Genomic DNA, 11009 nt, shown 5'->3' on the forward strand with positions numbered 1-11009 from the left:
AAGAGAGGCGGACAGAAATCACCCAGCTTGGGAAACAGTCTTCTGGGAAAGTTGTCATCTGCGAAAGTGAGGATTCTGATCCCCATGCCATTTAACGCTTCCAAAGAGGAAGTCAGGGCTTCGCTTCTTTGCAGAAGCTTATCAGTGCGTTCATCATGGCTTAAGGTAATCCCCTGAACCGAGTTGCCGTACTGATGATAAAGCTTCCAGAATTCAGATCTTGAGAGAGGGGAACAATCGTCGCCGAAGCTCCCGCACAAAGTGATGATGTAATCTGAATCCATATCTTATCCCATGTTTCGTCATATCCCTTGTTTCGCCCCGTGTTTTGACTGTTATCTCCGGACTGAAAGCCCGAGCGGAAATGATATACCTTATTCAGTGCCTGCCATGAAGGTAAGCACCAGATGCCACCGACCGCTGGCTGTCACCGCAATCAACTCTGCGTAACCCGCAAATCTGGAATTCCTCAGGGCAAGGAGATGTTTGGCCATGAGCATCATACATATTTTGAATCGTGCTTTGAAGAAAAGCTGTTTGAGCAATCTCAATTTGCCAGTGTTTAAGCTGAAGCGCTCGGGCAATCCTATGCGTAACCGGCGGGAGGCATTCTGATGGACGTGTTGTCTTAACAAGTGCCGGAAGGAATGTTATCAGGCAAAAGACGGATTCTTCATGCCGTCCGGGAACAGGTGCAGACATCAAAAGAAGCTCTGACCGATTATCGTAACCGAGCTCACATAGAAAGCTATTCAGCGACGCAAAGCCTTATCTTAAAATGCTTCCTATGGCAAAATTGAATAAAGAAAGAGACCGTGAACCAGAAGACGCCGCGAATCGAGAGACCATAAATGGCCAGATCCTTCACGACATTAGCGCAACCGTATGATAGTACCGAGTCTCAATAAAGAGTTTTGGGAGAGTATGAACGGCATTCCCATGAACCGAATTCCGAAAACACTTCGAGCAAAAATGAGCAAGATACTATGGCCAGATCAGATTTACTATGCCAGCTGATAGAAGCAGGTTTGCAAAATGATCGGGCCGGTTTTATTAAGGCTGTCAAAGCCATTTCCGCCGATGAAAGATCTCAGAATCATGAGATGCTGGCAGAAAAGCTGGAAAAGTGTCTTAAAGATAATGACAAAGACAGCCACTCCCCGGCATCTGTGAAGCACTCTTTCAGTGTTTCAGATGCCCCGCCGTCAGGGAATAGCTCCCGGCCGTTTTTTCAGGAAACGGTTCCCAGAATCTCTCTGAATCAGCTTATGCTGCCTGACAGAGTTTTGGAACTGAGCAGGCAGATTATTGATGAGCAGCAAAAGGCGGGTCGCCTCAGATCCTATGGAATAGAACCCAGAAGCAGAGTGCTTCTCAGTGGCCCTCCCGGAAACGGAAAGACTTCACTCGCTGAAGCGTTTGCTGAGGCTTTGATGCTGCCACTGGTTACTGTCAGGTATGATGCCCTCATCGGTTCTTATTCTGGAGAAACTTCCTCCCGCCTGACAAAGCTGTTTGAGTACGCCAGTTCAAAGCAATGTGTCCTCTTTTTTGATGAATTTGACGTTATTGGCAATGAAAGAGGCGGCAAGAAAAGAGGCGAAGAACATGAAACCAGTGAGATCCCGAGGGTGGTATGCTCCCTTCTTCTTGATATTGATACCTTGCCGAGCCATGTCCTTGTCATTGCGGCAACCAATAACAATGTCCTGCCGGATCATGCGGTGTGGCGCCGTTTTCAGGTGAAAATGGAATTGCCCCGGCCGGATACGGAGGAACTTGAAAACTGGTTTTCCTCATTTGAAAAGAGAATGCATTTTTCCTTTAAGGTTTCTGCCGCTGTTCTTGCGGAAAAGTTTTTCGGCAGGAGCTATGCGGAAGCGGAAGAGTTTGCCATGTCGGTGTTTCGCCAGAGCCTGTTAAAAGAGGGGGAAGCAGATAACAGAGTAATTACCCTCAGGCAGCTATGGCTTTACGGCTGTGACGATACCGAGAATGGGCGCAATAATGAGCTTGATGAGGGAGGCCGTTCCTCATGAGTTCTGAAAGATCGTGGCGCTTTTTGCGGAGAGTAGGAAGAAAGGAAGATAATCCTCCGCAGGGCCGTTTAGGCATGCTCAGTTTTCCTTCGGGGTTTTGTTATTCCGGGCTTTGGTTCCTCCGGACTATTCTCCCTCTTGCCGTTTTATTGCTGACTCAAGGCTGCGGTTCCGATGCTGAAGAACTCTGTCATGGCGCCGAAACAGAGCACGCTCTTAAATACAGCTTCAGTTACGAACTTCTTTCCCGGCAGGATCTTCCGCAGGCGGAGTTTGGGGATTTTCGTCTCATGGGGGAGTCCGCTTCTCTGGTAACCTGCGAGGCAAGGCTCAGGACAACCGGAGATGCTTCGGGACTTCTGGAAATGCTGCGGGTAAGGTTCGGCAAGGTGAAGCTCCGCAAATATGCCGGGCTCATTTCCGGTGCCCAGAACCAAAAAGAGACGACAGCAAGGACTCCCGGAGCGGATCGCCATACCTTAAATGAAATTGCTTATCTTAGACGCATAACGGATCTGATTCAGAAGAACAATTTTCAGGGACGAACCTTTCAGGCGGAAATCCCCGTGGTGTTCAAGGTCAGCCGCGCTACCGGAAAGCCGGTGAATATTGATTTCGGGTCTGACCTCTATCAGGAGGTGTATCATCAGCTGACTATGCCGGAATCCCGGTGAAGCTTCAGTTTTCTCTTCCCTGCTTTTCCTTTGCTTCCATGTTATTTTTCCTGCTGTCCAGCGGGTGTTCCCGGTTTTGTTGCCCGGATACTGCTTTTTCGCTGCTGCTTCAGATGGCGGACAGCAGCATTTTGATGCTGGTGAATATCACCGTAACCCCGAAAAGTATTTTGATGACATGAGGCGGCAGGAGGCGGTTAATTTTGGCGCCCAGAGGAGCCGTGATAATGGCGAAGGGTGCCACGCAAAGCACTGCGGGGAAGCAAATATGCCCGAAGGTCAGCTGAGGAGCGTTATTTAAGCTGGTATAGACATTTTCCGGCATTTTCATGACGTCTATGATGTCCATGGCCAAGGTTATCAGGGTGCCGGGGAGACAGACGATAAGGCCGATAATGGAGGCGGTGCCTACGACTTTTTTGGTGTCCAGTCCCTGAAACAGGGAAAGCGGGGGAACAGTGAGGGTGCCGCCGCCGATGCCCAGCATAACCGAGAGTCCGGAGATACAGAAGGCCATGAGAGCCTGAAGACCATTCCCGGGAAGGCTTTTGAAGATGCCCCGGGCCTTGGAGAAGAATATGAGATTGCAGGCAGCCAGGAGCAGAATGCCGCTAAACAGCAGGGAGAGCCAGGCCCCGCCGAAAAAATGAGAGAAGATCTTTCCGCCCGCCACACCGGCACAGAGCCAGGGCAGCCACCTTTTCAGAAGATCCCAAAGATAGTTGTCATGCCTGACATGAGCAATGCAGCTGGACATGGTGGTGGGGATCATGGTCATCAGGGACGTGCTGGTGGCCAGTACAATGGCCTCGTTTTGGGACATGGCGAAGTAGTCGCTGAAAATAAAGTAGTACACCGGAACAAAGATAATGCCGCCGCCGAGTCCGAGAAGACCTGCCACAAAGCCGGCTGCAATGCCGGAAACGCAGAGAATGGCCATGACGGGGAGCAGAGAAGAGAAAGAATCCATAGCTGTAAACTTATTTTCGGGCTGGAATAAAACAAAACAGCCGGCAATGCCAGCCTGCCTATTGTATAGCAATTAGCCGGAATTTCAGGAACTATTGTGTGTCAGGAGGATGTGCGCTGCCTGTCCCCGGAGTTCATTTTTTCCGGCACGGAACCGAAAACCAGAGGCACTTGCCGGTTTTTCAGCGATTTTGCAGCAGGATCGTCCCGAAAACCGCCAAAAATGGCTAAAAATTAAGCAATTGTGAAAAATGTCAAAAAAATTGTTGACGGCCCGGAGCTTAACCTGTATCATTCACCCCCGTTAAGCGATGATTTAACGGTGATTAGCGCAGTCCGGCTAGCGCATCTGTTTTGGGTACAGAGGGTCGTAGGTTCGAATCCTGCATCACCGACCATCCTTAAAGGGCACCCTTAGCTCAGGTGGATAGAGCAACCGCCTTCTAAGCGGTCGGTCAAAGGTTCGAGTCCTTTAGGGTGCGCCATTAAGCAAACCGTGTTAATCTAAGCTTACTCTTCAGTGGTGGCTATAGCTCAGTTGGTAGAGCCCTGGATTGTGATTCCAGTTGTCGTGGGTTCGATTCCCCCTAGCCACCCCAGTCCTGCGGGAATGGCGGAATTGGTAGACGCACCAGATTTAGGTTCTGGCGCCCTAGGCGTAAGAGTTCAAGTCTCTTTTCCCGTACCACTCCGATTTTTGGTTATTCCCTCTCTCCTCTGATTTTCATCTCCTTGTGTCATCTTTAATTCTGTCGTTTTTATCTTTATTCTTCAGCTGTCATCGCTGATAAACTGTTTCCTTTTTGAAGTGCTTTCTGACTGTTTGGGAAGTTAGTCCGACACCCCCGGGAATTTAGTCTGACATCCTGGGAATTCACTTTGACATCTTGGGAGGTGGTCTGACAAATCAGTGGAAATCAGGGAATCTCTCAGTATTCTGGCAGCAGCTCTGGTGGCGGGGAGTCCACCCCATCCACCCACAGGCCAAAGTGCGAATTAAAATAAACACTCCCCTTCGTGGCTGCGTTTCGCCCATGCCGGAGGCGTATACGTTAAACTAGTATCTTCAGTAACTCGGCAAGAACTTGCAGGACCTGCGTTTCGCCCATGCCGGAGGCGTATACGTTAAACTGCTGTTACATCCCCTTTATTCACGCCTTGAGAGGCTGTCATACGCTTCAGCTTTTGCCATACGAGGCAGTTTTTGGGGTAAAGGGGCGGAGCCCCTTTAATCACTAAACAGGAAGCGCCGCAGGCGTCTTCCCATTTTAATTATTATGCCTCGGAACTTTAACCTCTGTCCCGGCCGGTATTGATTGCGCAGGATGGCTTAATGGCTGTGTTTGGGCCTCAGCGGCCCGCCGGGGGAGGCGGTTATCATTTTGATTTTTAAAATTATACTTTCCCGGACTTCACAGCCGCTGTAAGGCCTTTCAGATGATTGCTTCAGAATATCTCAGTACTTGTTTTCCTCGTCCAGCTTTCGCCAGTCAATGATAAAGCCCGGTTCTGACTTTATGATGTGAATTTCCTTTTTGATAATGCCGTCAATGGTCTTCTGCCGGGCATCTCCCTCAAAGCTGTTTACCGTGGAGGTTTTGGGCTTGATGATCACCCAGGAGTTGCTGCCGGTGGCTTTTTTGATTTCCTGGGCGCCGGAAAGGGCGGTAAGCAGCACCTCCAGAATTTTTTCCGAGGAGAGCCGGTAGGGATCGTTCAGGAGGAGGGGATAATTGATGATGCCGGCAGTAACGGAGAATTCCATGCGGATTTCATCCAAGACCTCCTCCAGCAAACTGAAAAAGGTATTCATGGTTTCGTTGATCAGCTTTTCGGAATCAATTTTCTCAACGGTGATGAATTCCGTATCCGATACCTGAAAAAATCTGTCCTGCGGAAACCGGAGCTTGAGCGCCTGAAAGAATATCTGCATTATCTGGGAGGCGTATTTGCTGCCGCGGCTTACAGAGAGTCCGGCAAAGCCCGGAACTGAGAAGCAGATAATGAGCTTTTCCTCGGGCACCAGCGGCCGCGCATTTCTTTTCTCGGAGTTTTGCTGCGGGATGTATTCCATGCGGAGCTCGGTGATGTAGGAGAGGAAAGCCCGTTTGTCCGGGGCCGCGCTGCCGGTATCCTGATGGAGAGCCAGTCTCGCGATTTTCTTTTTCAGATTGCGGTAGCGGTTATGGACAACGATAAGCACCAGACATAAGAGCAGGAATATCAGGAATGAGGTGGCCGCCGGATAAAAGAGGGAGCTTTCGCTCAGATAGGAAAACAGTTCTCCCTTATTGCGGCTCCATGACTCATGGAAGTCACTTTCGGGATCCTGAGACTGCTTTTTGCAGGTTAAGGGAATATCCCCGGAGGACTCCTCGGTGATAATGACCCGGCTCAGCAGGTTATAGGCCTCCCGGTAGTTGCGGTGTCCGGCTTCAATGGCGGCGACCTTTTGGTAGTAGAGGTTTTTCTGGGAGGGCGTCATGGAAGGCACGCGGTTTTTCAGTCTTTTGCTCAGATTCTGCGCTGCTTCGCCGTTATGACCTCTGATATAGATATCAAGAAGTCCGAGCTCGCAGTCATCAAGCTCCTTAAGGACATCAGCCGAGCTGTTAAGAGTCCGGAAATGGCTGCACCCCTTTTCCGTATAGATTCTGGCATCTCCGAAGCGTTCGTTCCGGGCGTAGATGGCCCCCAGCTTCATGTAGGTCATGGCGGCATCGTATTTATCAGCATTCGGGGACTGGGCCAGTCCCTCGGCCCGCCGGAGCACCATAAACGCGGTATCGGGATTCCCCTGCCGGAGACAGTCATCGCTGAATTCTATCAGGGCCTTAAGATAGTTGTCGGCCTGAGAAGGGATGCTTCCCATGGCGTGCAGGTAGATCTCCGCATAATACATGGTTTTTTTGTAGTCGTGAGCCTCCCGGAAAGCCGCTGCGGCTTTCCGGGCTATGAGCGCCCGGGCATAGGTGTAAAGCGGGGAGTCCAGAGTTGCCGCCGCGGCCTCGATAAAGGAAAGAGCCTTATTTGTTTCTCCCGCATAATCGTAGAGATAGAAGGCCTCCAGCTGGGCAGCGGCCCTGATATGAGGCGGGGTTTCAGCAGGGGCGGTTCTTTGCAGGAGAGCCTTGACGGCCTTTTCCGCCTCCAGAATGCTGTCCTCCTGAAGCATTAGAGCGAGATTCAGCATGCTGAAGGTCAGATCCTGATCCGCATTATGCTTGTAGTAATCGGACAGGGCAGCGTATTCCGGGGACGCCCGGATCTCTTTCCGGGTTTCCGGGTGTCTGCTCATGCGGTATCTCAGCGTGTTGTAGAAATAATAGTTCCAGAGCTGCCGGTTACTGGTGTCCTTGATATGAGACCTGAGCATTTCGGCGGCGGCCAGGTCTTTGCTGTCCGAATTATGGGAGGGATCCTGCGCGATATGGCAGGAATAGCCCACATTCATGCTGAGAATCCAGAGATCGGAATAAACATGCTGGAGGTCGGGCTCCACTTCGCTGCTGGGATTCCGAAAAATATCCTTGCCGCTTAATTCGTTCATGTAACGGTTGACGTTTCGGGAACACTTGTAGGGATTGGTGAACTCCTGCATGGCGCTGATGCGCACCTGCTCCGGGATCTCCTCGGCGGTGTTGAGAGGATAGGCCGGGATCAGCAAGGTAAGAAGGAAACTGTCAAGAAGCATGGTAATTCCTTAAAACAGCAGTCTCTGAAGGTTTCAGGCGTTGGCCGGGGGAGATCGAGCGGGCTACCGGCACGGGCCCGATCTCTGTTACTGCCTTTCCAGTCTGATGCTTTCCGGAGGAATGTTCCGGGAGCATCTTCTGGGGTTTATGTCGATGCCTCCTCTCCGGGTGTAGCAGGCCCGGACATCCAGAAATTCCAGCTCGGCATGGTTTTCCAGATCCGTAAAAATACGTTCCGCGCAGTGCTCGTGAAATTCCCGGTGATTTCTGTAGGAGACGATGTAGCGGAGCAGCCCCTCATGATCCAGTTTTTTTCCGGTATAGGCAATGATAACCGTGCCCCAGTCCGGCTGTCCGGTAACCAGACAGTTGGAACGCAAAAGGTGCGAAACCAAGGTTTCCGTAACGGTTTCCCCGTCCGGGTTCTGCCGGATGAGATCCGGATTAACCTCCCAAGAGGTCAGGGGCTCCGGATCCTCTCCCCGGGCGGAGATTTCATCCTCCAGAACAGTACCCTCCGGGAACTTTACTGTCATTTCAGAAACAGGCACAGAGGATATTGGGTACAGGCGGACAATCACCTCCTTTCCCAGGGCCCGGGAGAGATCCCTTTTGATGGTTTCCTGAAAAACTCCCCGATCCCGGAGCACGGTCATATTGAAGCTGTTGAGATAGAGCTTCAGGGATTTGGATTCGACAAGGCACGGAGAGTCCCAGGGAATAATGAGTTCGCCGGTGCATACCCGAGGGAGTCCTGAGGGTTCCAGATATGAGAGCTCAAATAAATGCCAGAGATCATAGCCGTGGAAAGGCACCCGGATCTCGAGAGTGTTCCGGTTCAGGGAGCGGGGAATGGGGCAGAGCAGGGCGGGATTGTAGGGAAAGCCCCCGGGAGAACCGGGATCCAGACACTGATAGCGTCTGGCGCCGTCCCGGAGAGCTGGCGCAAAGCTGTTATCGGCGCGAACCTTCCGGCCCAGCAGCATATTGTCAGGAAGATGCGGAGGCAAACTCATAAAATGCTCCTTAAAAATTTTGCGCGGGCGGCGGATTACGGCGTCCTGCGGTACAGACAGGGTCTCCCGTTATTCTAGCAGGATTTTTTCCGGAAAAAACTGTCCGGGGCGGCAGCAGCTGAAATTATCCGGATGAGACTTATGGTAACCGCTATGCGAGAAAAGAAGACTCTGTCTCCTGCGGAATATGTGGCAAATGGCAGGGCACAACATAGAAAGCTCTCTTCTGCTTTGCTTTATTTTCCCGTAAGCGGCTGTTTGCGTAACGGAATCGTCATCAGAAGAAAAATGTCCCGAATGCTGATAGCCTGGCATCTGGTAATGCTTCTTCGTCATATTTGCTATCAATCTTCATGTGCCGCTAATTCAGGACATCGCTTTTCTGTCATCGTTACTCAGAATTACAGTTTTTCGCGCTGAGAGCGAGCTAGGAGCGTAACTAACCTAAAACTTTCAGCTGCTTGCTGCTGGTGTATCGGGTGAGCGGATTAAGTTAAAGTTTCTTTACAGCCTTCCGGGAAGTTCGGAGGCTTTCTCGTACCGCCATTCCTGATAATTAAGATCCGGAGTGCCTCGTCTCGTGCTGTATCCCGTCCATAATGCATTTTTATAAAAGCGTATTTTGTAATGCTTTGCAAGATGTTGACATGCAAAACAATACCTGTTGTTAAGAAAATATGTATTTTGGAGTTGATTTTGCAGTTTTAGTACGTCTGTTCTGAACAGGTCTAGAAAATCTGCCGCCTCCGTTCGGTATAGGAATAGTTACTATCACGGATATATCGATACTGAAAAAAGTATTGAATTTGGCGATTTTTCTCTTTACAAAAGCGTAAGCTCCCATATAATAGGCTTCGGTTTTAACAGCACAAGAGGTGATAGTGTGAATAAAACAGTAAAAAATGCGGCTAGAAAGCCGAAAAAGCAGGCTAATCCTAAAAAGTCAGGCGACTTTGTAATCAAATCGAGACACGAAGAGTATAAAATGTACGCAAAAGTAAAATTTTACGATACTGTTTTTAAACTTTTTTTCAAGGTCGACGAGAATGTAAGAAAGCTTTATGAATCACTGACCAACAGGGAGACCAGGATTGAAGACATTGAAAGGATTACTCTTGAGGAAGGAGAATCATTTGATTCGCAGCTATGCAATGATCTGGGTTTTCTGGTCAAAAATGCTCAGGGCAAGGCTGAGTTTGTGATTCTGACCGAAGCTCAAAGCACCTGGAACGAGGAGATGCCGTATCGTTTTCTGGAATATGCCATGGCGACATTCCACAAGTATGTCAGCATGCGCCGCCACGACAAATTCAAGGATCATTTTCGTCTGCCCCGTCCGCGCTTCTACCTTATTTACACAGGAGGCGAAGCCCCGGCGGAGAAACTAAGATTTTCAGAGACGTACGAGACGGAGGAGACTGACTGCGATGATCTTGATTTTGGGATCAAGGTCATGAGCTCAGAAGGTTCTGATACCGTGCCGGGGCAATACATCGGCGTCTGTAAGCTTGCCGCAGATCTCAGACGAAATCAAAGGGATCATGTACAATTTGTAAATGAGCTTCGGGAAGAGTGCGAGAAGAAACGATACGGACTGTTCGTGAAATTTATTGATGACCATAAAGCAGAAATGGAGTGTGAAATGGAACAGGTATTTAAATCTGAGCAAGAATTCAGCGATTATATGGATGAGAGAGACAAGGAGAAAGAGAAGGAGGTGATTAAAAATATCACCCCGGAAATTAGAAAGCAGGCGATAATCGAGATGATAATCGAGCTTTATGATAAGAAGCAAATCAGTTTAGAGAACGCAGCAAGCAATCTCAACATGACTGTTCCGGAATTTGAAGAACTGCTGAAACAGCAGAGAAAGTCAGCCTGATCGTTGTTTTCATGGTTTTTCAGTAACCGTTATCGGGATTAGTTCCTAAAAGTTCGGGGGAGTTAGTTCCCCCGAATTCTCGCGTTTCTCTTCAATCACTGGTCAAATCACCAAAGCTAGGATGCGTTTGTGATACGGACTGTTCGTGAAATTTATTGATGACCATAAAGCAGATGACCATAAAGCAGAAATGGAGTGTGAAATGGAACAGGTATTTAAATCTGAGCAAGAATACAGCGATTATTGGATGAGAAAGAGAATAAATTGACTGAAACAATCAGAAATCAAACGAGAGTGCAAACGGTATTTGAGCTTTATAGTAAGAAGCAAAGCAGTTTAGAGAATGCAGCAAGCAATCTCAACATGACTGTTCCGCAATTTGAAGAATTGCTGAAACAGAAGAGAAAGTCGGCCTGATTGTTGTTTTCATGGTTTTTCGGTAACCGTCATCGGGATTAGTTCCTTAAAGTTCGGGGGGAGTTAGTTCCCCCGAATTCTCGTGTTTCTCTTCAATCACTGGTCAAATCACCAAAGCTAGGATGCGTTTGTGATACGGACTTTTTGTGAAGTTTATTGATGATCATAAAGCAGAAATGGAGGGTGAAATGGAACAGGTATTTATGTCTGAGCAAGAATACAGCGATTATATGGATGAGAAAGAGAAGGCGGTGATTAAAAATGCCACCCCGGAAATCGAAATGAACATGATTATCAAGCTTTATAATAAGAAGCAA

8 protein-coding genes and 4 tRNA genes are annotated in these 11009 nt (G+C 49.2%); 8 read left to right on the top strand and 4 right to left on the bottom strand.

What is annotated here, in order from left to right; all coding sequences use genetic code 11:
• Window positions 1-284 (bottom strand): hypothetical protein (locus tag ACJROR_RS05125; protein ID WP_406546156.1); only part of this gene is annotated, 284 nt, incomplete at its 3' end.
• 702 nt (window positions 285-986) lie between these two features.
• Here ACJROR_RS05125 and ACJROR_RS05130 point away from each other — a divergent pair.
• Together ACJROR_RS05130 and ACJROR_RS05135 are read left to right on the top strand one after the other, a co-directional pair.
• Complete coding sequence (locus ACJROR_RS05130) at window positions 987-2039, top strand: AAA family ATPase (RefSeq protein WP_406546157.1); 1053 nt, start codon at window positions 987-989, stop codon at window positions 2037-2039.
• A gap of 74 nt (window positions 2040-2113) precedes the next feature.
• Window positions 2114-2713 carry a hypothetical protein gene (locus ACJROR_RS05135; protein ID WP_406546158.1) on the top strand — a complete coding sequence of 200 codons (600 nt, stop codon included), beginning with the start codon at window positions 2114-2116 and terminating at the stop codon, window positions 2711-2713.
• 109 nt (window positions 2714-2822) lie between these two features.
• Here ACJROR_RS05135 and ACJROR_RS05140 read toward each other — a convergent pair whose 3' ends face one another.
• Window positions 2823-3683 carry a sulfite exporter TauE/SafE family protein gene (locus ACJROR_RS05140; RefSeq protein ID WP_406546159.1) on the bottom strand — a complete coding sequence of 287 codons (861 nt, stop codon included), beginning with the start codon at window positions 3681-3683 and terminating at the stop codon, window positions 2823-2825.
• Between the two features lie 319 nt (window positions 3684-4002).
• On the opposite strand from ACJROR_RS05140, the gene ACJROR_RS05145 reads away from it, so the two are divergent.
• The 4 genes from ACJROR_RS05145 to ACJROR_RS05160 all read left to right on the top strand — a co-directional run bounded on the left by ACJROR_RS05145 (window position 4003) and on the right by ACJROR_RS05160 (window position 4370).
• A tRNA-Pro gene (locus ACJROR_RS05145) sits at window positions 4003-4080 on the top strand.
• Window positions 4081-4090: 10 nt separating this feature from the next.
• Window positions 4091-4167 (top strand) — tRNA-Arg (locus ACJROR_RS05150).
• 38 nt (window positions 4168-4205) lie between these two features.
• Window positions 4206-4281, top strand: a tRNA-His gene (locus ACJROR_RS05155).
• A 5-nt stretch (window positions 4282-4286) separates the two neighbouring features.
• Window positions 4287-4370 (top strand) — tRNA-Leu (locus ACJROR_RS05160).
• A 768-nt stretch (window positions 4371-5138) separates the two neighbouring features.
• Here ACJROR_RS05160 and ACJROR_RS05165 read toward each other — a convergent pair.
• On the bottom strand, window positions 5139-7376 hold the full coding sequence (locus ACJROR_RS05165) for a hypothetical protein (protein WP_406546160.1): 2238 nt from the start codon (window positions 7374-7376) through the stop codon (window positions 5139-5141).
• An 87-nt stretch (window positions 7377-7463) separates the two neighbouring features.
• Window positions 7464-8393 carry an NADPH-dependent 7-cyano-7-deazaguanine reductase QueF gene (queF, locus tag ACJROR_RS05170; RefSeq protein ID WP_406546161.1) on the bottom strand — a complete coding sequence of 310 codons (930 nt, stop codon included), beginning with the start codon at window positions 8391-8393 and terminating at the stop codon, window positions 7464-7466.
• 985 nt (window positions 8394-9378) lie between these two features.
• Here queF and ACJROR_RS05175 point away from each other — a divergent pair.
• Together ACJROR_RS05175 and ACJROR_RS05180 are read left to right on the top strand one after the other, a co-directional pair.
• Entirely contained in the window at window positions 9379-10275 is an 897-nt protein-coding gene (locus ACJROR_RS05175; protein WP_406546162.1) for an Rpn family recombination-promoting nuclease/putative transposase, read from the top strand.
• A 145-nt stretch (window positions 10276-10420) separates the two neighbouring features.
• Window positions 10421-10543 (top strand): hypothetical protein, encoded by a 123-nt coding sequence (locus ACJROR_RS05180; protein WP_406546163.1) that lies wholly within the window; start codon window positions 10421-10423, stop codon window positions 10541-10543.
• The last annotated feature ends 466 nt before the right edge of the window (window positions 10544-11009 follow it).

The sequence above is a fragment of the Succinimonas sp. genome (genome assembly GCF_045225735.1).
GTDB lineage: Bacteria > Pseudomonadota > Gammaproteobacteria > Enterobacterales > Succinivibrionaceae > Succinimonas.

Excerpts from the sequence above, each read along its gene's own strand:
- ACJROR_RS05130 (WP_406546157.1), top strand. The coding sequence starts at position 987 with ATGGCCAGATCAGATTTACTATGCCAGCTGATAGAAGCAGGTTTGCAA.
- ACJROR_RS05135 (WP_406546158.1), top strand. The coding sequence starts at position 2,114 with ATGCTCAGTTTTCCTTCGGGGTTTTGTTATTCCGGGCTTTGGTTCCTC.
- ACJROR_RS05140 (WP_406546159.1), bottom strand. The coding sequence starts at position 3,683 with ATGGATTCTTTCTCTTCTCTGCTCCCCGTCATGGCCATTCTCTGCGTT.
- ACJROR_RS05165 (WP_406546160.1), bottom strand. The coding sequence starts at position 7,376 with ATGCTTCTTGACAGTTTCCTTCTTACCTTGCTGATCCCGGCCTATCCT.
- queF (WP_406546161.1), bottom strand. The coding sequence starts at position 8,393 with ATGAGTTTGCCTCCGCATCTTCCTGACAATATGCTGCTGGGCCGGAAG.
- ACJROR_RS05175 (WP_406546162.1), top strand. The coding sequence starts at position 9,379 with ATGTACGCAAAAGTAAAATTTTACGATACTGTTTTTAAACTTTTTTTC.